This is a genomic window from Sphingomonas soli NBRC 100801, assembly GCF_001591025.1.
GTDB classification, from domain to species: Bacteria; Pseudomonadota; Alphaproteobacteria; order Sphingomonadales; family Sphingomonadaceae; genus Sphingomonas; species Sphingomonas soli.
The window spans coordinates 75,123-94,642 of the sequence record NZ_BCTZ01000001.1 but is presented as its reverse complement, the minus strand read 5'-3'; the positions used below and the strand labels follow the sequence as shown (position 1 = coordinate 94,642).

The following is a 19,520-nucleotide window of genomic DNA, read 5'->3' as shown; positions in this document are numbered from 1 at the left end:
CTCACATTCTTTTCGGGTCAGTAGCAAGCGCTGAGGCCAGCACGCGGCGTGGTTTCCCAGATTTTGTTTCCCTGTGCATCATAGCCGTAGCACGTGCGCAGCGAGGTCACGCTGGTGAGCGTGGTGTCGTAGGCCGTGACGGTCTTGCCGCGCAGCCAGAGATTGTTGCCAACCAAGCCGGTGTCGGGGCCATAGTCGTAACTGACGATCACTTCGTCATTGGCGCCGCCCGAGCAGGCATTGCTGACCGTCGCGGTGGTCCGGCAGCTGCGCTCCTCGGTCAGCACCCATACCGGCGTTGCCGCCTGACTGAACGTGCCGCCCGAATTCTTGATCCAGGCATAGCGCTGCGCATAGGCGTAGCGCTTGACCGGGGAGATCGCCGAGCCGGTGCCGTTGACTTGCACCGCCGGGCCGGTCTCGGTCAGCACGCCGCCATGCACGTCGCTATAGGTGTAGCTGGTGACGTTGCCGTTGGCGTCGGTGACGGTGGCCGGCTTATTGCAGTTCTTGGCCGAAATACCGCTGGCACTGCACGACGAGGGATAGGTCGCGCTCGTGACGATATCGGCTTCGCTGGCGCCAGTCTTCTTCTTGCGCCGCGTCTCGGTGATGTTGCCCCGCGCGTCATAGGTATATTCGACGCTGTTGCCCTCGGGTGCGGTATATTTCAGCGGCCGGGTGAAATCGGCATAGGTGACGCTGGGGCCGGTATAGGATAGCGTCGACGTCTTGCCGAGTTCGTTCTGGATCGAGGTCGGGCCACCGACATTGGACAGGCCGACCACGACATTCTGGCCGTCGCGGGTCATCGTCGTCTGGAGATTCATCCGGCATGCCGTGCGCGGCACGCCCGGCGAATATTCCGATTCCAGATAGCTGTAGGCGATCGTCTCGCCGGTCGCGAAACTCTGGGCGGTGACGCGGTCGCGGCTGCCGTTCCAGTTGAGGTCGCCATCGGCCAGATAGCCATAGCCGTCGCAGTCGTCATAAGTGTTGCTGATCGTGCAGCCGCTCTGGTCCGGTTCGGTCACGCACAGCAGATGGCCGTCGTCGCCGTCATAGGTGTCGGTGCCATAGGTGAAGGTGTAGGTGCCGCCGCTGCTATTGGTGATTGTGGTGATATTGCCGCTGCCGCCCTGCGTCGATGTCGGCACGCCGCTGGGGCAGGCGGAGAGCGCGGGCAGATAGTATTGGGTGAGGTTGATCGCGCAGGTCTTACCCGTCCCGTTTTCGCGAAAGATCGCGACGCCCCGGTTAGTCGAGATGCTCGACGCGCCATAAGCGATCGTCGTGCCGTCGGCTTCGGTCCAGCTGAGCGGTGGGCCGCTGGTGCCGCCGCCGGTTGGCAGGTCGAGAACCATCTCCGCGCCATCGCTGCTGGTGTAGAGATGCTTGCCGGCATAGGCGCCGCTCGGAATATAGGTCAGCGACGAACCATCGAGTTGTGTCGGCGTATATGGCCCAGGACCCGCGCCCGCGCCGACCTTGTAGAAGCTCGCCGAACGATGGCCGATGACGAGGTTCCACGACCAGGTGTAGTCGCCCGGGTTGCAATAAGGCGGGCAGGTCGATTCCATGACGGTATCTGTGCGCGTCGCGCTAATGCGCGTGTCGAGATTCGTCGTCCATGCCGTACTCGGATCGCGGGCGCCGTCGCTGCGATACTGATGGCTCAGCTGCAGCGCCTGTGGGAAACCACCCGAGCCGATCGAGAGGACCGGTACCTCATAAGTGAAGGCACCGGTGCCATAGCTGACGCCGCCGGGGCTGGTGCTGTCGATCTTGGGCGCGGGTTCCTTGTCCTGCGCCGCGGCGGTCGAGGCGAGCAGACTGGCGCACGCGAGCAGCGTCGCGCGCAGATAGCGATTGGTTTGCATGTCATTGATTCCTTTTAGCTGCAGACGCTGAATGGGCCGATGGAAACCACCGTCAGCGTGCCGTTGGATTGCGCGCCCAAGCTGTCCTGAACGACGTAGGTGAATACGGTGGTGCTCCGTGACGCGTCGCCAGTGACCGCCGCCGATGTGCTCGACGCGACCGAGGCGGAGGCTCCGCCGCCCGAGCTGTAGGTGATGCTCACCAGCGTCAGCGGTGCGTTGCTCTCAGGATCGCTATCATTGGCGATCAGGTCGATTGTGTCGCTGTCATTGCACAGCACGTTGATGCTATCCGCCACCGCGGTCGGCGGGGAATTGGTCGGCGTGGGAGTCGGCGTCGGGCTCGGCGTCGGCGTCGGGCAGGCCGCGATAGTCGACGTCGCCGCGTCCTGGCGGATCCGGTTGCCGGCCGCGTCGAAGCAGGTGCCAGTCTGGCGCCCGTTATTGGGGCCGCTCGTGATCACGCTGCCGGTCAGTCGGCCGAGAGCATCATAGGAATAGGTCGCCGTCTCGTTGCCGAGCGGCACTGGTGCAGATTGCGCGGACGCGACAGCAAGTGCCGTTAGCCCAACCGCGCACAGAATCTCTGTTCGTCGCATTGTTCATTTCTCCGTTGATGCCCGGCAGCGGCCGAGGAGGGGATCACCGCTGCCGGACACTCAACGAAGTCGCAGGAGATTTCCTACATTTCTCCTACAAAGTTGATGCGATGCAATTTTGTAGGATTAGCGAAGGCGCCGACCGGCCCACAGAACCCGACCGACGATATCGACCGTATTCAGCGGGCAATCGCGCCACGTAGGATATGCCGGATTGTCGCTGGCGATGGTCAATGTTCCAGAGCCTGGATGCAGCGAAAGACGCTTGATCATCAGGGTATCGTCGCGCCGCAGGACATACACGCCGTCGCGCAGTCGCTGCGCTGCAGAGGCGCTATCGACCAGAACATCATCACCGTCATTCAGAAGCGGACTCATCGAGTCACCCGTAACGGAAATGATCGACAGCTGCTCCGGGCGAGAAGATGTTAGGGATCGAAGCCAGCGAGGGTCAAATCCATATTGACCTACCGATAGCTCGCCATCCACCATGCTTCCCGCGCCGGCGGACGCCAGGACGGCAAAGCGCGGTATAAGGGTCAAGGATGCGGGTGCCGGAGACTGCCCCCCCAGCAGGTCTTCGCTGACACCAAAAAATCGCGCCAGCAATCCGCGATCCTCTTCCTCGAGGCGACCGGGCGTACCCCTTTTGATAAACTGCTGCACATAAGCGGCGTTGCGGCCGAGCAGGCGCGAAATGGAGGCGTAGCTATGCCCGCCTTCCGTGATGAGCCGGTCAAGCTCGGTGCGTGGGTCATGCGCTTTCATACAATCGTACGTAGCGTAGGAAAATGCCTAGACAAGTAGGAAATGACGCGCGAACAAATAAGGAACATTGATTCGCGAGGTTCCCATGCGACTGCTCAAGCTTGTCGAAGATCACATCAAGGCACGCAGACTCCCGCCGACCCGGTTTGGCCGTGACGCGGTCGGCGACCCTTGTTTTGTCTTTGACCTCAGGGATGGCCGGCAGCCTCGCGACAAGACTGCCGCGCGCGTGCGAGCCTATATTGCCGCACATAGCGAGCACTGAGATGCTGCAGCCTCTCTTTCTTGCGGCAGGCGGAGCCATCCTGCTCAGCGGTTGCAGCGCGCGGGAAGCCTATATGCCGAGGCCTAACGGGCTCTACGACGGCTTTGCCGCGCTTCAGGTGCCGCGCGCTGACGTGCCGGTAGGCGCGGTCTGGGTCGATGGCTTTGGCGCCGCCGGCGACGCCGCTGCACCGGATAATATCGAGACGATGCGCAGCCTCAGTGGTATCACGCTCAATAACGAGCTGCGCGCGAATTTCACCGCTGGCCTGCTCGACTTCCTGAACCTCGACCCGAGCTACAATCGCAAGGTTTCGCTTCGCCTGACCGACCTGACAATCCTTCGCGTAAAGGATGTCGACCTGTTGCCCGGGCCTAGGGGCGTCCCCCGGATCTATCCATTCTGATCCCCTCCGCATTTAAGGCATCACAAAGAGAGCTGGCGCGCAACCCTAGTTATCATATTCAGTTAACACCGTTTGGAGGGAAGTCCCAATAAGGCATGCCCTTTGGAGCAACGGTTCGGACAGCTAGGGCCGCTGTGCGAGCACTGATCGCTCGCAGCGCGGGTCTAGATTCTAATGGTACAGGTCGGCTCCGCATCGGGAAGTCCGCGCGGTTCGCCGGTATGGCTGCAGATTGGGCGGCTTGATAGTCGGTCAGATTACGAGCGCGTTTCCGGCTCCTTTCCTACTCTAGGTCACCGACTCATTAAACCGCATCCAGATGCGTAGTGAGGCGAGTTGGATTGAGGCGAGGAAATTGTCATCGCGCTTATCGTAGCGGGTGGCGACGGCTCTGAAGTGTTTGAGTTTGTTGAAGAAGCGTTCGATGAGGTTGCGCTGGCGGTAGAGGAACGGGCTGAAGGCCGAGCGTCGCGTCCGCTGAGGCATGGGCGGGATGTTGGCGAAGGCGCCTTTGCTCGCGATGGCTTGGCGTAACTTGTCGGCGTCGTAGGCACGGTCGGCGAGGAAGATAGAACCCGGCGTCAGGCTCCCCAGCATCCGCTGAGCACTATGCCCGTCCCAGGCTTGCCCCTCGCTCAGGACGAGGCTGATCGGCATGCCATTGGCATCGACGACGGCGTGGAGCTTGGTGGTCAGGCCTGATCGCCGACAAGGCCTTCGACAGCAACGCGCTCGTCGCCGAACTCAACGGCCGCGGGGCCAAGATCGTCATCTCCCAGCATCCTGGCCGCGCGCAGAAGCTCAAGATCGACGCCGAGATCTACAAATGGCGCCACCTCATCGAGAACTTCTTCTGCAAGCTCAAGGAGTTCAAACGCATCGCCATGCGTGCAGACAAAACCGATCACAGCTTCTCCGCCATGATCTATCTCGCCAGCGCCGTCATCAATTCCCGATGAATCTCAACAGCCCCTAGAGCGCCGAAAGCTGCCGGTCTGAAACCGGCCCAATCTCAGTCGTTCGTTTTCAGGTGACTCTCGCAAGCGGACTCAACCAATAGTTTCAGTTCCGAGACGCGCTCGCCGATCCAGCGCAATTCCTCATCGGTAATCTCGAAATGAGGTGAGTAGCGCGCGTTCACATAGGCCTGGCGGATTAGCTCAAAACAGCGGCGGCTGAACCGGTCACCGCGAGGCCAGGCGGCGGCGAGCTCGGGCACGGCCAACTCCGCTTGCGAACGCAGGAACCGCAATCGATGGGATTTTGGGCTGTAGAGGCGGAAGACCAGCAGGATGCAGTGATAGAACCGCTCCACGGATTGGTGGAACAGGAAGGCAGCCTCTTTCGGACGCTTACGATCGATGTTGTCGAGCGCGTTCTGTAGGAACGCCTCCGCGCTAGGAAACCATTCGTCGAAGTACTTCCGCGCCTCGGCGAGAGCCTCTTCGGGCGGAAGCTCGCGCGGCTGGACGAAAGGGAACCCCTCGGCCTCATAGAGCGCAATGCCCTGTTCGACGATATCGACGAAGAACGGGCTGCCCTTCTCCAGCTGGCGGTTCACGTCCGAGAGTGAATGGACGATGAAGTTGACCGGTGCGCTCAGCACGTTGGTGATCGTGGTGTCGCGCATCAGGCGGTCGTCGGCCGCCGACCAGAATTCGAACTGGGTCAGCCGCTCGTCGTTCACGACGATGAGGATGTCGTAGTCGGACTGGTAGCCGCCGACGGGATCGTCGACCCAGTCGCCGCGCGCATAGGAACCGTACAGCACCAGCTTGAACAGGCGTCCCGCCTTCTTCCACTTCGTGGTACCCATGGCGTGGGCGGCCTCGAACTCCTCGATCAGCACGCGCACGACGTGGCCCAGCTCGCGCTGCTTGGACTGAGGCAGATGATCGAGGCCGGTATGCATCATGTTCTCCTACCTGTGGCAGGCAGCGCCGCGATGGCAAGACCAATCGGAACCGGGAGCGTCAGCCCGTCCCCCTGCCCTCCGCCGCGTCCATCGCCCGCGCAAGATGCAGCATGGCTGCCGTGATGTGGCGCTCGACCTCGGCAACGGATAGGCCGAGCCGCGCGCCGATCTCGGGATAGCCGAGGCTCTCCAGCCTGTGCATCAGAAACACTTGCCGCGTCGTCGGGTCCAGCCGTCCTATCTCGCGCTCGATCCTGGCCAGGGTTGGATCCGCTCACCGGCGCCAATGCCTGCGCGTTCGGGGTGCTCAACTGATGGCCGGCATTCCCCCTCGCACCCGTGGCCCGGTCGCGATGCTGACCGCCGCGCTGCTGCTCAGCGGCTGCGTCAAGCTCGACCAGCGCCGCTTCGCGCCCGGCGAGGTGCCGGTGCCGGTCGGCCCGGCCGCGCGGGACAATCGTACCCCGATGGACCCGGCGCTGTCGTGCATGGCGCTGCGCCTCGCACAGCGCCAGACGCGCCGCCTGGTGATCGCGGTCGGCGACGTGCGCGACTATACCGGCAAATATTCGATCGCCGAGGGCGCCGCGATCACCCAGGGCGGCGCGCTGATGGTGACGTCGGCGCTCGGCAAGCTCGGCGCCGGGGTCACGGTGGCGGAACGGTTCGATCCGATGATCGGCGAACGCGAGCTCGGCTATACCGACCGCCGCCAGCTCGGCGACGGCCGCGCCCATGTCTTCGGGAACGGTGCTGCGCCGGTGCCGTGGCTGCCCTATTTCGGGGGCACGATCGCGGCGTCCGACTATTACATCGTCGGCGGCATCACCGAGCTGAACTACGACATCCGCTCGGGCGGTCTGGAGCTGCGCGTCGGCCAGGTCGGACCCAAGGCGCGAACCTATACCCAATCGGTCGCGATCGACCTGCGCATCGTCGACACCCGCTCGCTGCTGGTGGTGAAGACGGTCAGCCTGACCAAGCAGTTCACGGGCTACGAGGTCGGGTTCAACGTCTTCCGCTTCTTCGGCTCGGAGCTGTTCGACGTGAACCTGGGCGCCAAGGGCCAGGAGCCGCTCCAGCTCGGCATCCGCACCGCACTCGAGGAAGCGACACTGCGCCTCGTCGGCGCTGTTACCGAGACCGACCCGAGCAACTGCCTCGTCGAGCCTGCTTCGCAAGCGCTGCGGACCGCGTCGGCGAGCGCGGCCACACTCGCGCAGCGGATGAGCGCCGCTTCGAACACCTCCAACTGACCAACCGCGCCTCCGCGCCCCCTCCCCCAAGCCCTGGAGTATCTCAATGCCCTCGAATGCATCTCCCCGTTCCGCACGCCGTCCCGCCCTGCTCGCCGGGAGCGCCGTGCTTGCGTTGCTGCTCAGCGCCACGGCCGCGCAGGCGCAGAGCGGCACCGCCATCGCCAACGGACCGCAGGTGGTCGCCAACCAGCAGTCGCTGCGCGACGGCGTCATCGTTGCCGATGCGAGCGACGCCGAGATCCGCAGCGCGGTGACCGGCGATATCGACCGCGGCACCGTCACGGTCTCCGGCGATACGGTCGCTGTCACCGGCAAGGGCAATGCCGCGAAGCTCGCGCTCGACAGCAAGGGCATGGTCTCGGGCGGCTACCGCGCCGCCGACGTGACGAGCGGGCCCGGCAGCGCGTCGGCGACGGGCAAGGCGGTCGTCGCCAACCGCCAGTCGCTCGTCGCAACGTCGGTCAACGGCAACATCGTCGGCAGCCGCATGTCGATGTCGGCGGGACGCGCGGTGTCGAGCAAGATCGCGCTTTCGGACAATGCCCAGGATGCCGCCGCGACCGGCAACGAGCTGTTCGCGACGCTGTCGGCAGTCGAAGGCGGTGCCGGCCTAGCGAGCAGCCAGGCGCTGGACGCAAGCCGAGGTCTCGCGGCCCGTGCCCGTGGCGGGTTCTCCGTCACCACCGGCGCGCTCACCAACAGCGAGGTCGAAGCCAGCGGCAATCTCGACCGGGCGGTCGCTACGGGCAATTCGGCGGCATCGGCGCTCTCGCTGGCGGCACCCCTGCTGACGCTCGACGAACGCATCGATCCCGCGTCGGTGGTGCCTGCCGAAGGCAATGTGGTCGTCAATGGCGCGATGGCGGCCTCGGTCGTCCAGTCGGCGAGTGGCATCCTCAAGGCGGTCACGTTCGAGGATGATCGCAATCCCACCTCGGCGATCCTGGTCGATGGCGGCACGACTTCGTCGTCGATCGTCTCCGACGGCAACGCGATCACGGCGGTCGCGCGCGGCAATTTTGCCACGACGGCGGGCAGCGTCACTGCCGCGTCGGTCGTGCAGGCGGACGGCCAGACGGGGGTCCCTTCCCCCATCGCCACCATCGTGACTGCCCAGAAGGCCCAATGGCTAGACGTCCGCACGTTCACGGCCGGCAATATCCGCGTGACGGTCGATGGCGACGTGTCGGGCTCGGATATCTCGGACTCGCACAACCTGATGCGGACGGTCGCCGCGGCGAACCAGAGCGAGAGCCTGCTCACCCTCACCGCCACGGCGATCGACGCGGGCCGCGGACGCGGCCTGGCGACGGTCGATGCGACGGGCGTATCGACCGCGAAAGCCGGAGCGGTCGTTCATAGCGTTCAGGACTATGGTTCGGGGCCGGTCCGGGCCTCCCAGTTCGAAGCGAAGATCGGAGTGAAGGTCACCGGCACCGCCGATGGCTCGCATATCGCCGTCGACGGCAACAGCGACCGCGTCGCCGCGACCGGAAACGACGCCGCCAACTGGCTGACGGCCGATGCCGGCGCGCTCGGCACGTCGCTCGCGGTCAACAGCCTGCAGAGTGGCAACGGAAATGTGCTGGCGAGCCTGGGCAGCGCCGGGATGCCGGGCGAATTCGGCATCGCGGTGGACGAAGGCGCGACGAACGTCAGCCTGTCGGTCAGCGGCAACAGCTTCCTCGGTTCCGCGATCGGCAATTTCGGTACCAACGAGATCGGCGTGACGGCGGGCACGATGGGCGGGACTACCGGTGGGCGGTCCCAATCGGGAGCGATCGGTGAGGCCTATGGCGCGATTGCAGAAGTCGCGCTGGCCAGCAATCAGAAGCTCGGCGAGCCGACCAACGAGGCCACGCTGGTCCCTTCGATCCAGAGCCAGGTCTTCACCCTGTCCGGCATCGTGGCAAACGGCGGCGCGCGTTCGACGCTCGCGATCGAGGACAATGTCCAACAGGCCACCGCACTTGGGAATACGGTCGCGAACGCGCTGTCGATCGACGCGGCCACGATCGGCGAAGCCGGGACCGCCCTGGCATCGAGCCAGTATGGCCAGGCAAATGTCGGCGCGACGTCACAGGCGCAGCTGCTGGGCGCCAGCCAGACGGGTGCCGCGAGCAGCCTTTCCGGGAACAGCAATGCAGCGCTCGCCGCGATCAACGATGCCGCCAATGCGCTGTCGGTCGATGCGGTGACCGCGCTCGGTAGCGGCGGATCGGCCGTCGCGTCGGACGGTTTCGGTCCCCCGGCGGCGCGGGGCGACCATGTTCTGTCGAACCAGCAATTCGCGATCGGCTCGGCGGCGGCGACCGTCACCACCCCGATCGTCGGGCGTGCGCCGGCGGCGGGGAGCGAGGGTTCGACCTATCGCGTCACCGGCAACCGGACGAGCGGCGAGGCCTCGGCCAACCGCGCGGTCAACACCGTCTCCGTCAGCGCAATCGACCGCACGCCCGGTGCCGGCCTCGCCAGCACGCAGATCAACGCGGCGACGGTACAGGTCTCGGCTGCGGGCTCGGCGAGCGTGCCGCAGGGCAGCTCGGCCAGCGGCTCGGAGATCGTGATCGGCGGCAATGCGGTTTCCGCGCTGGCCCGCGGCAACGCTGCGGAAAACAGCATCGCCGTCTCGGCAGGCGCGGTCGTTCCCGGCGTGCCCGGGCGGGCGGAAGCGGATCGCTTCGGTGCGGAAGCCTCGGGCGGTGCAGCGCTGCTGAACGTCCAGACCAACTTCGCGCCGGTGACCGCGACTGCGATCGGCACCGGCCTGTTGGTGCCGCTCAACGCCGGCAACCTGGACGGCAGCCACTTCTCGATCAGCGGCAACAACGTCAGCGCGACCGGCTACGGCAATGCCGCGACGAACAGCGTGTCCGTGTCCGGCCTGCCGGCGCCTTCGGTGGCGATCGCGAACAGCCAGGTGAGCAGCGGCAACGTCTATGCGGTCGTCAACGGCAGCCGTTTGGACGGCGGCGCGGGATCGCTCGGCGCGGCCAGCTTCTCGATGACGGGCAATCAGTTCTCGGCGATGGCGGTGGGCAATCAGGTGAGCAGCGCGATCACCGGCCTCCGCTGACCCGAGGCCGCCCGGCCGGAGTCCCCTCCCCCCTAACCCGGCACGGCGGGAAAGGCCGTCACGCTCCCCCCAGCGTGGCGGTCTTTCACATTGAAGCGCGGCAGAGGTCGCCCCGTCGTTCAGGCTGCCGCTCGCACCCTGCGGCGCTGTGCCTCACACCATACGAATATGTTGCACGCATCTGGAAACGAGACCCGTGCCGATTCAAAATCGATCCGCACCGCCACTCCTCGGGACTGAACACCTAGTTCTGCAGGAAGAACAGCGCCTCCACCGGCACCCCCAGCGCGCGGGCGAGCTGGAGCGCCAGTGTCGCCGATGGCGTAAAGACTCCGTTCTCGACGGTGTTGATCGTCTTGCGCGAAACGCCGACCCGTTCTGCCAGATCGGCCTGGGTCAGCCCTGCCTCGGTCCGCAAGCTCTTCAGATGATTGCCGAGCGTGGCCTTAGCCATCGCCATCGTCCCCCTGCCGCTCGAACCAGGCGAAGCTGCCGGCATGCGCCACCACCCCGGCGAGCACGACCCCGGTCAGCAGCGGCACGGCGGGCAGGCCCAGCCAGACCGCAAGCGGCAGCGCTATGCCCGCGACGCTCACCGCTGCGACATAGCCGACTGCCATTGCGCGCACCGAGTTCCGCGTCGACAGCTCGTCGTTGAGCACTTCGTCGAGCGCCGGACGGCCCAGCGCGCGGAGCTGGAGGCCGGTCATGCCGAGCGACGCGGACATGGCAGTCGCGGCGCCTGCGACGACTCCCGCGAGCAATGGAGCCTGCGGCCCCGTGCCCGTCTGAAGCAATATCGCGCAAGGAAGCAGAAGCAGCAGTCCGAGCGCCAGTGCCGCCATCAGCCTGCGCCGCGTGCGTGCGGGATCCGAAGCCATCGTAACCTCCTTAGTTGATATAGCCGGGAAGCGGCACGCCGGCATAGATCAGCGTGAGCGAGATCGTGTCGGTCGTGCCATGTGCCAGGATCGGCGCCCAGAGGTTGCGCCCGGACGCCAGCCAGACACCCGCGAAGACAAGCCCTACCCAGGCAGTCAGGACGATGCCGGTGGGGCCCTGCACCGCATGGAGCCACCCGAAGATCAGCGCCTGCAGCACCATGGCGATCACCAGCGCGACGCGGCCCCTTCCGCCCGCGGTCCAAAGCCGGTCGAGCACGAAGCCGCGCGACAGCAATTCCTCGCCAAAGGCGGCACTGCCCCAGACGACGAGCAGCATCCACACCAGCCAGGCGAGCGTGTCGCCTTCGATCGATTCGCGAATATAGCCGACATCGAGCGGCGGCCAGTCGGTGGCGTGGCGGATCGCCAGCCCCAGCACCAGCGTGCCCGTCCAGGAAAGCACCAGCGCTGCCGCCGCCCAGCCGAGCGTGGCGCGCCACGATGCCGGCGCGCGCAGGCCCAGCGTGCCGAAGCCGCGTCCCGACCGGCGCGCCAGCAGTGCGCCCGCGCCGACCGCTCCCCAGAGCGCCAGCCCCTGCACGGGCGTCGCGAACTTAGGCTGCAATTGCGCCGCAACCTGCCCGATGACAGCCGCCGCTGCGAACAGTGCGACGAATACCGCCACGATCTCGGCGATGGCGCCAAACCGCTGCTTCCACGAAACATCCATCTCGCCGCCTCCAATTCTTTGTAACCCATGAGTTACATAATCGCCAACCTTTGTAACGTCAAGGTTACATTTATCATGTCGTCCGGCTGGATGTTGATTGTGGTCGTGCGACATGGCGCCGGAGCAGGCGAGGAAACTTGGTGGTGTTTATGCGAATGACGATCATAGCCCGATTCGTGATGAGTGACGGATGCTTGACGAGGCGGTTGTTGTAGAAGGCGCCCAGCTCGAGCGTGGTCGAGCCCAGAACGAAGGTCGGCCGGTTGGCAATGCGTTCCGAATCGACGTTGCGCTGCTGGTCCTGCACCACCCAGCCGGGATTGGCGGAACTCGGCGAAGCGAGCGCCTAGGTCTTGCCGATCTCGCCTGGAATGCGTTGCTCGGTCGTCGCCCCCTAGACGTAGAAGTGCGTTTCGACCTCGGGCGAAAACCGATATCCGCACAGGACAGCTTCGCCTATGCGCTGGCGGAACAGCGGCAATGGACATTGCTGACAGGCGACGGCGCACTGCGCAGCCTGGCGGCTGGAAACGGGCTCGCCGTTCACGGTGTGCTCTGGCTGTGCGACCGTCTCGAAGAGCATGCGGTCATTGCCAACGAGATGCTTCATGCCGGCCTGTCGGCAATTTCCGCCCATCCGCGATGCCGGCTTCCGGCCAGAGAAGTCGCTTCCCGGCTCAACCGCTACCAGACAGATGGATGATCCGGCTCAGCGAGAGCCTCGTGCCTAGACCTCGACCTGCGCGTTCTCATCCAGCACCTGCTCATCGCCTGGCCCCGCCTCCTCGGCGTCTCCGCTTTCCGCTGTAGCCGCCTTGCGCGGCGACGGCAGCGTGATGCGGCCCGTCTTCTGCTTCAAAGCCTCGAGCCGGACATCGGCCTTACCGGCCTCCTCGCCCGCCTTCGTCGCGGCCGCGAGGTAGCGTCCGGCCGCGGCCTCGGGATCGAAATATTGAGCCTCGGAATCCAGCCCCGACATGTCGCCCCCTTCGACAGCCTTGACCGCCAGCATGTCGAACGCGCCGCACCGGTCGAGCATTTTCCAGCTGAAATCGCGAGCGAGCGCGTCGTAGCAATTCTGGCTGTAGATCATCGCGCCCGAAATGCCCTCGGCACCCAGAACAGCGCGCAAATGCTGCACGCCGAGCTCGACGCTTCGAGGGTTTAGCGGATCGACGGTCGGCGGTGGCTCGATCGCCGCGATCTGATTCTCCAGCGAGGGCGACCCGAAATGCTGCGAGGTCTGTTGCGACGGCACGCATTTCGCGAGCGCCATCAGCAGCACGACGATGCCCACGACCCACAGGCACCCCGTGCCGAACGGATTCGATTTCTCCGCCATCCCCCTCCCCCAAGCGCCAGCTGTTCAGACAAACCGCAATTCCGCTGACCAAAGACGCTCATAATCCCGAATAAAATGCAATCCGGACGAGTCTCGAACCGACAAATCACTTGTTGCGCAAAACGCACCGACATAGCCTGTAACAGGGGGAGGTACGATGGCCGCAACGATATGCTTTGCGATCCCGGAGGAATCGAGCGCCATTGTCTTGTCGGCGGCGCGCTGGATCCCCGGCTTCTATCCGCATGTCATGGTTGACCAAGCCGATGGCGAGATCGTCCTCAGCACCGCGAAGGCTGGCGCCGATGCCAAATCCCTGGAACGCATCTGGGTGGCGGCGCTCGCCACTGAGCGCCTGGCTCATGCGGGCCGCGTCCGCCGGGCGCAGGCTTTCGCGACACTGGCGCAATGACGTTTCTGCCGCTCCGCGTGCGAGCGACCCGCTCGGGCGACATGCTCTGCGTGAACGATACCGGCAGCTTCTTTGCGACCACAACACGGCTGCTGGATCGGCTTGGGGATAACCAGCTCACACCCTCCGACCTCGCCTTTCTCAAAGCCGAAGGCCATGCGATCGACCCGCAGGACCGGCTGGGCGATGTGGCCTATCTCTACAATCTGGCCGAGCGCGCCACCTTCGCGGAGCAGCTCGACTATCTGATCCTGGTTCCCACGCTCAGATGCAATCTGAGCTGCAGCTATTGTCAGGTTTCGCGCGCCGGGCTCAACCAGCCGGGGTTCGACTGGGACGACGCCACGCTGACCGCAGTTCTGGAGATGCTCGACACGCTCCCATCACCCCGGATCAAGATCGAGTTCCAGGGTGGCGAGCCGACGCTCAGACCGGACCTGATCCGCGCGGTGATCGAGCGATGCGAGCGGTTCGAGGAACGGCAGTTCGTTATCTGCACCAATCTGCAGCGCGTCGATGACGAGATCCTCGCGCTGTTCGAGCGCCCCGACCTCTATATCAGCACCTCGCTCGATGGCGACGCGCTGACCCACCAGCGCAACCGGACCGCGACCGATAGCAACACCGACCTGTTCCTTCACAACCTCAAGGCCGTCATCGACCGCTATGGACCCCACAAGATCTCGGCGCTGCCGACGATCGATCCCACCGCACCGCCCGATATCGATACGCTCATCGACAGCTATGCCGGCCTCGGCTTCGACAGCATCTTTCTGCGCCCGATCAATTTCCAGGGCTTTGCGCGCAAGCGCCACAGCGCTTCGCGCGAGCAGGATGCGGCGTGGCGTGCTTACCATGAGCGGTTCGTGCGGCGGATCATCGAGCGCAACTGGCGGGACCGCAGCACCGTGCTTGAGGAGACCTATACCAGCATCTGCCTGCGCCGCATCTTCCAGCCCGGCGCAGAGCGGCATGTCGATCTCAGAAACCCCAATCCCCTGGGCATCGACTATGTGGTGATCGACCATGACGGCACGGTTTATCCGACTGACGAAGCCCGGATGCTGTCGCGCTCGGGGGTGATCGATCTCTCAATCGGCGATGTGATCTCGGGCTGGCAAAGCGAGCAGCGCGACCTGCTCAACGCCCATGCCTCCAACTTCGACGATCCTGCCTGCCAGCGCTGCACCTACCAGCCCTATTGCGGGCGCGACCTGGTCGATGACATTTCACGCTACGGCCGGATCGACATGCCAAGGCTCGAAACCGAATTCTGCCGCCGCCACCTTCATCTCTTCGATTTCCTGTTCGAGCTGATCTACGACAACGATCCGGCAACCCGTTACTCACTGAGCCGCTGGCTGCGCCTCGACAGCAATCCGGAGCGGCTGGGGGCGCGCTACACATGATCCAGCTCTCGCTCCCCGCCCTGGCCCAGGCCGAACGCGCCTTCGTCACCCGGCTGCGCCTGGACCGAGACCAACTCGAAGCGGGGGATTCGCTGCTCTTTGAGAGCGACGCTACCAGCGCGACGTTCGCGGGCCCGCACGGCCTGCTCTCGATCGAAGGCGTCCTTCCGTCCGATCTGGACGGCGACGTCGTGCTGATGCAGCCCGATATTCAGCGGATCGAACGCCTGCTGCGCGCCGGCTCGCCGCACAACACGCTGCTGATAACGGAGCGCTGCGACCAGCTTTGCGTGATGTGCTCGCAGCCGCCCAAAAAGACTCATGTCGACCGGTTCGATCTGCTGGAGCAGGCCTGTCTTCTCGCCGAGCCCGGCATCGTCATCGGCATCTCGGGCGGCGAGCCGACGCTCTACAAGGAGCAGCTGTTCGGCATGATCGAGCGGGTGCTCGAGGCGCGCGACGATCTCGAATTCCACATCCTAAGCAATGCGCAGCATTTCGGACAAGGTGATGTCGAGCGGCTGCGCGACCCCAGCTTCCGGCGCGTGACCTGGGGCGTACCGCTCTATGCCAGCGACGCCGTGCTCCACGACGAGATTGTCGGTAAGCAAGGCGCCTTTGCACGGCTGGAGGAGAGCCTCGCCTGGCTGATGCTAAGCGGCGCGCGGGTCGAGCTGCGCACCGTGCTGGTCAGCCCCAATCTCGACGCCCTGCCCGCGCTCGCCCGCTATGTGACCCGGCGCCTGCGGTTCATCGACGCCTGGTCGATCATGCAGCTGGAGAATATCGGGTTCGCGCGCAACCGCTGGGACAATCTCTATGTCGATCACAGCCGCAGCTTCGCGCCGGTCGCCGAGGCGCTGACAACCGCGACATTGCACGGCGTGCCGGCACGGCTGTTCAATTTCCCGCGCTGCACCGTGCCCGAGCCGTTCCGACATCTGGCAGCCGCCTCGATCTCGGACTGGAAGCGCAAATATGTTGAGGCCTGCGGCACCTGCGCCGAGCGTGACGCTTGCACCGGCTTCTTCGAATGGCATCCCGAAGAAGCGGTCGAGGGAGTTCATCCGCTATGAGACGCGCCCGCTTCCTTATCCCCAGCCTGCTCGCCGCGGGCTTCGGCCACCATGACGGCGCCCATGCCAATGCCATGCCCAGCTTCTCGCCCGGCGATGACGATCCCGGCAAGACCAGCCTGTTCAAGGTCTTCAAACAGGATCATGCGGTGACGCTGGCGCAGCACCGCAGCCACCGGAGCCATAGCAGTCACCGTAGCCATAGCAGCCATCGTTCGGGCAGCGGCAGTCATTACAGCCACACCAGTCACCGTTCGAGCACCGCCGGCAGCTATACTGCTCCGTCCTCGGCACCCCTCTACACGGCGCCGACTCCCACCCCAACACCTGCGCCGCCGCGCCTGGTCCCGTTCCGCAGCGCGCAGCCCGGCGAAGCGACGCCGCCGCGCACGGACTCACTGCCCGCGCTCAGCGGCAGGACTGCGCGGTTCAAGGCCATCGTGAAGCGCGTTCAGATCGGGCTGCTCGCACAAGGCTTCTATGCCGGAAGCATCGACGGCGTTGTCGGTCCCAACATGCGCGCGGCGCTGCGCAGGTTCCAGAAGGCGCGCGGGCTGCCGGTCACCGGCACGATCACCACGGAGGTATTGGACGCGCTGCGCATCACCAGCGATTGAGTTGGCATGTTCGATTCGCAAGGAAACTCAACGCCTTCGCGGCTTGAACGGACCTAGAAGCGCTTAGTCCAGACTCAAAAGAGGGCGGGCTCAGTCAGGAAGTGGCGAAGGGACAATTGGCGCGCCGGTCGGAAGGACTTGGTTCTTTACCCATAGCGCCCTCACGCCAGCACGCGGTAGCGCTCGCCCGCCCTTAGCCACAATGGCGGGACGGACCGGCATGTTCGCGGACACCGGCCTATAACGAGATCCAAGGCCGGGATTGTTCGAGGCCCGATGTCTGTGTCAGATTTGACTTCATGATCGACGAGCGAGAGATCTGGGCCTGCGCCAACGCGCTGATAAACCGACATGGCCCAGCTGCGTGGTTCGCAGCCGCAAAGCGCGCCGAAGAACTGCTGGACCTGGGTGAGCTAGAAGGCAACCGGGTCTTCCGGGCTATCATGCACTGCATCGAGCAACTGGAGGCGCTCGAAACCCCGGACGTCACCCAATGAAGGGCCCGTTACCTGCCCGCTCAAGGGTTCATGGGCGAAAGGCTCAGCGCGACCCAGCTGTCGAGTTTCGCGGCGAGCTCGGGCGCCAGCTCGACATAGACGCGGCGGCGATCGGCCGGATCCTCGATGCGACGGATCGCCCCCGCTTTGACCAGTATGCTGATCCAGCGCAGCGCGGTGGTCGCCGGAACGGCCGCGGCGATACAGGCGCTGCTGACCGAGACCCGCCGCCGCTCGTGGTGGCTGGCAAGCAAATCGAGGAGGAGATCCCAGGCAGGGTCGGCGAACCAGCCAGACCCGAGCAGCGCATCGCGCCGGCGCCGGGCCGCGAGATAGATGCGTACCCTCCGCGCGATATCCGATCCCGCGATCGGAACAGCGTCCGGCGCGTCAATAGAGGCGCAGCTTGCCCCTTCATCAGGCCTAGCGGGAACAAGACGCGGATCACAGGCATCGGCGAGCGCACGGAGCCGCTCGGCCACCCCCGGCAGGTCGATAACCGCCTTAGCGCAGTCAGCTGGATCGGTTCGGCGGCGATGCGTCCGGCTCATCTGCGAAGCCCGCACGCCAGTCTAGCGCCACGCCCGCGACCATTGCCAGCAGCATCGGCACCGACCAGAAGCTCTGGAGGAAGAAGTAGAGTTTGAAGGCGTAGCCCGGCGCGAAGAAGCTGGCGACATGAGAGACGACGGTCACGAGATGGAAGCCCGCGACCCATAGCGGAAACCACTGCGGCGAACCGAGCGCCACGCGCCAAAAGGCGAGAAGCAGCACGGCATCGACCGCGAAGGTCGCGAGATGGGTGTGCGACCAGTCGCTCTCCATCCATAAGGCCACCAAGGTAGCGAGGCAGCCCAGCACATAGATCGCGGCGACCCTGCGGCCGTCCCTGCCGCCGACCGCCGCTGCGAAGCCGCAGCACAGCAGTGCCAGGACCCAAAAGGAGAGCGCAATGAACATCGACCTCGCCGAACATGACGGCGCTTCCCGGGTCAAGCATCGGGGTCAGGCGGGCTGACCGTCGCCCTTGAGATTCGCGCCCGTGAAAATTCCATCGCCCGAATCCTCGCCGGACTTCTTGGTCGGAGCGCCTCCGGGGCAACCCAGCGCGATCTCGTGCTGATCGCTCTGCGCGTGGACTGCAGTCAGTTCTGCGATCAGGCGCTGGAGATCCTCGCGGCCTTCGATCAGCTTGCCGCCATGCGCGGCAATGCGCGAATAGAGGCGCTGGGTGAGTTGGATCGGCGCGTCGGAATCCCGGGCACCCTCGATGACGGCAGCGAACAGCTGGGCGTGGGCGAGCAGCGCCTGATCCGTAGCGGTAAGCATCGCGCGCGTTTCGCCGGCAACGACAGGAACAGCGGCGACAGGAATTGAAAGCATGAGTCTTCCCCCACGCGGAAGGCTGTTGCCTCCGCGCACTAGCGTGTTGATCTTCAAGGGAAGGGTTAGCTGAAGGCCCAGAGCAGAATGGCGATGCCGAGCGTCATGAGCATGAGTACGACAAAGCCGAACAGCGCGATCCTGAGGATTGCGGCGTTCTTCGATTCCCAGCTCAGGTCATTGCGCGTCCCTCCCAGCGGCGGAACCAGACGCTGCCACCAGCGGTGTTGCGGCGGGTCCGGCAGGGACAGGAGTGGCGGTGAACGCAAGGGATCGGCAAGCGCTGGCGGCTGACTAGTCAAAGACTGACCAGCCTCGCGCGCCAGCAATAAACGGGCCGCCTCGGCGCGACTCTCGACCTGCAGGATCTCAAGCGCCGCCCGCACATGATTGTCGACTGTCGCGGGGCTGATGCCCAAGCGCCGGCCGATTTCCTTGGAGGTATAGGCCTGGCCGACCAGGCGCAGACAGGCCTTTTGCCGCTCGGTCAGACGATCGATCGCGTCCATGCCGTCAGCCGCACTCCCCTAAACAAGACTCGCTATTGCCGCTCTCATGTCCGCGCCGCAAGCCGAACCGATTCGGAGAAAAGCGTCTCCGCTGTGGACCGTGCCGCGAATTGAATAAAGGCTTGGGGCCTCGTTGCCGCCGGACGGGGCGCCGGCGCCCGCCACGTTTCCGCGCGGCGCGTACCCCGTCCCTGGGGTAGCAATGCTCAAAGCCAGCCAAACTTCCAGGCCGCCAGCCGGAACACCAGATAGGCGAGCAGCATGATGAGCCAGACGGCCCAGGTCGGCATCGCCTGATCGCGCCGGTTCATGTCCGCTCGTCCCCCATCGCCCGCGATCCTGAGACAGGTCGGCGCGCATTGGCAAGCCATGGCGGTCTGTGGCGGCAGCGAGCGTCTCGCGCGAATCCAGCAGGCTGGCAGTGTTGCGCGGCGGGCCGGCGATCGGCCCGGCCCAGCATTCACGAGGCCCAGTCATGCCCAGCATCAATTTA

At 65.0% G+C, this 19,520-nt stretch carries 24 protein-coding genes and 1 pseudogene; 10 read left to right on the top strand and 15 right to left on the bottom strand.

Going from position 1 to position 19,520, the window contains the following annotated elements; translation table 11 throughout:
- Positions 1-17: 17 nt before the first annotated feature.
- The 3 genes from SSO01S_RS00465 to SSO01S_RS00455 all read right to left on the bottom strand — a co-directional run bounded on the left by SSO01S_RS00465 (position 18) and on the right by SSO01S_RS00455 (position 3,247).
- The gene (locus tag SSO01S_RS00465; protein WP_066793540.1) at positions 18-1,880 is read right to left on the bottom strand and encodes a hypothetical protein; all 1,863 of its coding nucleotides are present in this window, start codon (positions 1,878-1,880) and stop codon (positions 18-20) included.
- Between the two features lie 14 nt (positions 1,881-1,894).
- Positions 1,895-2,407: an Ig-like domain-containing protein gene (locus SSO01S_RS00460; RefSeq protein WP_066793538.1), complete on the bottom strand. Its 513-nt coding sequence runs from the start codon at positions 2,405-2,407 to the stop codon at positions 1,895-1,897.
- A gap of 198 nt (positions 2,408-2,605) precedes the next feature.
- Positions 2,606-3,247, bottom strand: a complete 642-nt coding sequence (locus tag SSO01S_RS00455; protein WP_066793537.1) for a S24 family peptidase — start codon at positions 3,245-3,247, stop codon at positions 2,606-2,608.
- 266 nt (positions 3,248-3,513) lie between these two features.
- On the opposite strand from SSO01S_RS00455, the gene SSO01S_RS00445 reads away from it, so the two are divergent.
- Positions 3,514-3,918 (top strand): hypothetical protein, encoded by a 405-nt coding sequence (locus tag SSO01S_RS00445; RefSeq protein ID WP_066793536.1) that lies wholly within the window; start codon positions 3,514-3,516, stop codon positions 3,916-3,918.
- Between the two features lie 288 nt (positions 3,919-4,206).
- Here SSO01S_RS00445 and SSO01S_RS00440 read toward each other — a convergent pair.
- Positions 4,207-4,623, bottom strand: a pseudogene (locus SSO01S_RS00440) (IS5 family transposase); the annotation flags it as partial.
- Between SSO01S_RS00440 and SSO01S_RS18045 the strand changes: the two are divergent.
- On the top strand, positions 4,617-4,877 hold the full coding sequence (locus SSO01S_RS18045) for a transposase (protein WP_218000320.1): 261 nt from the start codon (positions 4,617-4,619) through the stop codon (positions 4,875-4,877). The pseudogene SSO01S_RS00440 and the gene SSO01S_RS18045 overlap by 7 nt on opposite strands.
- 53 nt (positions 4,878-4,930) lie before the next feature.
- Here the strand turns inward: SSO01S_RS18045 and SSO01S_RS00430 are convergent, their stop codons facing one another.
- Together SSO01S_RS00430 and SSO01S_RS17055 are read right to left on the bottom strand one after the other, a co-directional pair.
- Entirely contained in the window at positions 4,931-5,833 is a 903-nt protein-coding gene (locus tag SSO01S_RS00430; protein WP_369404230.1) for a HEPN domain-containing protein, read from the bottom strand.
- A 58-nt stretch (positions 5,834-5,891) separates the two neighbouring features.
- Positions 5,892-6,065: a sigma-70 region 4 domain-containing protein gene (locus SSO01S_RS17055; RefSeq protein WP_439646548.1), complete on the bottom strand. Its 174-nt coding sequence runs from the start codon at positions 6,063-6,065 to the stop codon at positions 5,892-5,894.
- Between the two features lie 82 nt (positions 6,066-6,147).
- On the opposite strand from SSO01S_RS17055, the gene SSO01S_RS00425 reads away from it, so the two are divergent.
- Together SSO01S_RS00425 and SSO01S_RS00420 are read left to right on the top strand one after the other, a co-directional pair.
- Positions 6,148-7,089 (top strand): CsgG/HfaB family protein, encoded by a 942-nt coding sequence (locus tag SSO01S_RS00425; RefSeq protein ID WP_083942743.1) that lies wholly within the window; start codon positions 6,148-6,150, stop codon positions 7,087-7,089.
- Positions 7,090-7,135: 46 nt separating this feature from the next.
- Positions 7,136-10,168 (top strand): beta strand repeat-containing protein, encoded by a 3,033-nt coding sequence (locus tag SSO01S_RS00420; RefSeq protein WP_157073562.1) that lies wholly within the window; start codon positions 7,136-7,138, stop codon positions 10,166-10,168.
- A 244-nt stretch (positions 10,169-10,412) separates the two neighbouring features.
- Here the strand turns inward: SSO01S_RS00420 and SSO01S_RS00415 are convergent, their stop codons facing one another.
- The 4 genes from SSO01S_RS00415 to SSO01S_RS17395 all read right to left on the bottom strand — a co-directional run bounded on the left by SSO01S_RS00415 (position 10,413) and on the right by SSO01S_RS17395 (position 12,089).
- The gene (locus SSO01S_RS00415; RefSeq protein ID WP_066794205.1) at positions 10,413-10,622 is read right to left on the bottom strand and encodes a helix-turn-helix transcriptional regulator; all 210 of its coding nucleotides are present in this window, start codon (positions 10,620-10,622) and stop codon (positions 10,413-10,415) included.
- Positions 10,615-11,049, bottom strand: a complete 435-nt coding sequence (locus tag SSO01S_RS00410; RefSeq protein WP_066793525.1) for a hypothetical protein — start codon at positions 11,047-11,049, stop codon at positions 10,615-10,617. The genes SSO01S_RS00415 and SSO01S_RS00410 overlap by 8 nt, the downstream gene beginning before the upstream one ends.
- A 10-nt stretch (positions 11,050-11,059) precedes the next feature.
- Entirely contained in the window at positions 11,060-11,782 is a 723-nt protein-coding gene (locus SSO01S_RS00405) for a CPBP family intramembrane glutamic endopeptidase (RefSeq protein ID WP_066793523.1), read from the bottom strand.
- 73 nt (positions 11,783-11,855) lie between these two features.
- Entirely contained in the window at positions 11,856-12,089 is a 234-nt protein-coding gene (locus tag SSO01S_RS17395) for a hypothetical protein (RefSeq protein WP_066793521.1), read from the bottom strand.
- Between the two features lie 99 nt (positions 12,090-12,188).
- Between SSO01S_RS17395 and SSO01S_RS17390 the strand changes: the two genes are divergently transcribed.
- The gene (locus tag SSO01S_RS17390) at positions 12,189-12,485 is read left to right on the top strand and encodes a PIN domain-containing protein (protein ID WP_157073561.1); all 297 of its coding nucleotides are present in this window, start codon (positions 12,189-12,191) and stop codon (positions 12,483-12,485) included.
- Between the two features lie 24 nt (positions 12,486-12,509).
- Here SSO01S_RS17390 and SSO01S_RS00390 read toward each other — a convergent pair whose 3' ends face one another.
- The gene (locus SSO01S_RS00390) at positions 12,510-13,079 is read right to left on the bottom strand and encodes a hypothetical protein (protein WP_157073560.1); all 570 of its coding nucleotides are present in this window, start codon (positions 13,077-13,079) and stop codon (positions 12,510-12,512) included.
- Positions 13,080-13,281: 202 nt separating this feature from the next.
- Here SSO01S_RS00390 and SSO01S_RS00385 point away from each other — a divergent pair, with 202 nt between their 5' ends.
- The 5 genes from SSO01S_RS00385 to SSO01S_RS00365 all read left to right on the top strand — a co-directional run bounded on the left by SSO01S_RS00385 (position 13,282) and on the right by SSO01S_RS00365 (position 17,135).
- Complete coding sequence (locus SSO01S_RS00385; protein ID WP_066793512.1) at positions 13,282-13,536, top strand: hypothetical protein; 255 nt, start codon at positions 13,282-13,284, stop codon at positions 13,534-13,536.
- Positions 13,533-14,945, top strand: coding sequence for a His-Xaa-Ser system radical SAM maturase HxsB (gene hxsB, locus SSO01S_RS00380; protein ID WP_066793510.1), 1,413 nt, complete (start codon positions 13,533-13,535; stop codon positions 14,943-14,945). Before SSO01S_RS00385 ends, hxsB begins: the two co-directional genes overlap by 4 nt.
- A complete protein-coding gene (gene hxsC, locus SSO01S_RS00375; RefSeq protein WP_066793508.1) occupies positions 14,942-16,021 on the top strand; it encodes a His-Xaa-Ser system radical SAM maturase HxsC in 1,080 nt (359 codons plus the stop codon). The genes hxsB and hxsC overlap by 4 nt, the downstream gene beginning before the upstream one ends.
- Positions 16,018-16,638 (top strand): peptidoglycan-binding protein, encoded by a 621-nt coding sequence (locus tag SSO01S_RS00370; protein WP_066793498.1) that lies wholly within the window; start codon positions 16,018-16,020, stop codon positions 16,636-16,638. Before hxsC ends, SSO01S_RS00370 begins: the two co-directional genes overlap by 4 nt.
- Before the next feature lie 299 nt (positions 16,639-16,937).
- Positions 16,938-17,135, top strand: a complete 198-nt coding sequence (locus tag SSO01S_RS00365; protein WP_066793494.1) for a hypothetical protein — start codon at positions 16,938-16,940, stop codon at positions 17,133-17,135.
- 20 nt (positions 17,136-17,155) lie between these two features.
- Here SSO01S_RS00365 and SSO01S_RS00360 read toward each other — a convergent pair whose 3' ends face one another.
- The 4 genes from SSO01S_RS00360 to SSO01S_RS00345 all read right to left on the bottom strand — a co-directional run bounded on the left by SSO01S_RS00360 (position 17,156) and on the right by SSO01S_RS00345 (position 19,027).
- On the bottom strand, positions 17,156-17,617 hold the full coding sequence (locus SSO01S_RS00360) for a helix-turn-helix domain-containing protein (RefSeq protein ID WP_245646533.1): 462 nt from the start codon (positions 17,615-17,617) through the stop codon (positions 17,156-17,158).
- A gap of 31 nt (positions 17,618-17,648) precedes the next feature.
- The gene (locus tag SSO01S_RS00355; protein WP_066793491.1) at positions 17,649-18,095 is read right to left on the bottom strand and encodes a hypothetical protein; all 447 of its coding nucleotides are present in this window, start codon (positions 18,093-18,095) and stop codon (positions 17,649-17,651) included.
- A gap of 45 nt (positions 18,096-18,140) precedes the next feature.
- The gene (locus SSO01S_RS00350) at positions 18,141-18,518 is read right to left on the bottom strand and encodes a hypothetical protein (RefSeq protein WP_066793489.1); all 378 of its coding nucleotides are present in this window, start codon (positions 18,516-18,518) and stop codon (positions 18,141-18,143) included.
- A gap of 65 nt (positions 18,519-18,583) precedes the next feature.
- Positions 18,584-19,027, bottom strand: a complete 444-nt coding sequence (locus SSO01S_RS00345) for a helix-turn-helix domain-containing protein (protein ID WP_066793487.1) — start codon at positions 19,025-19,027, stop codon at positions 18,584-18,586.
- Positions 19,028-19,520 lie beyond the last annotated feature (493 nt).

What these genes read in the sequence shown, in the direction of transcription:
- SSO01S_RS00430 (WP_369404230.1), bottom strand. Translation starts at nt 5,833, where the DNA reads ATGATGCATACCGGCCTCGATCATCTGCCTCAGTCCAAGCAGCGCGAG.
- SSO01S_RS00345 (WP_066793487.1), bottom strand. Translation starts at nt 19,027, where the DNA reads ATGGACGCGATCGATCGTCTGACCGAGCGGCAAAAGGCCTGTCTGCGC.
- SSO01S_RS00355 (WP_066793491.1), bottom strand. Translation starts at nt 18,095, where the DNA reads ATGTTCATTGCGCTCTCCTTTTGGGTCCTGGCACTGCTGTGCTGCGGC.
- hxsC (WP_066793508.1), top strand. Translation starts at nt 14,942, where the DNA reads ATGATCCAGCTCTCGCTCCCCGCCCTGGCCCAGGCCGAACGCGCCTTC.
- SSO01S_RS00385 (WP_066793512.1), top strand. Translation starts at nt 13,282, where the DNA reads ATGGCCGCAACGATATGCTTTGCGATCCCGGAGGAATCGAGCGCCATT.
- SSO01S_RS00350 (WP_066793489.1), bottom strand. Translation starts at nt 18,518, where the DNA reads ATGCTTTCAATTCCTGTCGCCGCTGTTCCTGTCGTTGCCGGCGAAACG.
- hxsB (WP_066793510.1), top strand. Translation starts at nt 13,533, where the DNA reads ATGACGTTTCTGCCGCTCCGCGTGCGAGCGACCCGCTCGGGCGACATG.
- SSO01S_RS00455 (WP_066793537.1), bottom strand. Translation starts at nt 3,247, where the DNA reads ATGAAAGCGCATGACCCACGCACCGAGCTTGACCGGCTCATCACGGAA.
- SSO01S_RS00410 (WP_066793525.1), bottom strand. Translation starts at nt 11,049, where the DNA reads ATGGCTTCGGATCCCGCACGCACGCGGCGCAGGCTGATGGCGGCACTG.
- SSO01S_RS00465 (WP_066793540.1), bottom strand. Translation starts at nt 1,880, where the DNA reads ATGCAAACCAATCGCTATCTGCGCGCGACGCTGCTCGCGTGCGCCAGT.
- SSO01S_RS00405 (WP_066793523.1), bottom strand. Translation starts at nt 11,782, where the DNA reads ATGGATGTTTCGTGGAAGCAGCGGTTTGGCGCCATCGCCGAGATCGTG.
- SSO01S_RS00420 (WP_157073562.1), top strand. Translation starts at nt 7,136, where the DNA reads ATGCCCTCGAATGCATCTCCCCGTTCCGCACGCCGTCCCGCCCTGCTC.
- SSO01S_RS00425 (WP_083942743.1), top strand. Translation starts at nt 6,148, where the DNA reads ATGGCCGGCATTCCCCCTCGCACCCGTGGCCCGGTCGCGATGCTGACC.
- SSO01S_RS00415 (WP_066794205.1), bottom strand. Translation starts at nt 10,622, where the DNA reads ATGGCTAAGGCCACGCTCGGCAATCATCTGAAGAGCTTGCGGACCGAG.
- SSO01S_RS00445 (WP_066793536.1), top strand. Translation starts at nt 3,514, where the DNA reads ATGCTGCAGCCTCTCTTTCTTGCGGCAGGCGGAGCCATCCTGCTCAGC.
- SSO01S_RS00365 (WP_066793494.1), top strand. Translation starts at nt 16,938, where the DNA reads ATGATCGACGAGCGAGAGATCTGGGCCTGCGCCAACGCGCTGATAAAC.
- SSO01S_RS00370 (WP_066793498.1), top strand. Translation starts at nt 16,018, where the DNA reads ATGAGACGCGCCCGCTTCCTTATCCCCAGCCTGCTCGCCGCGGGCTTC.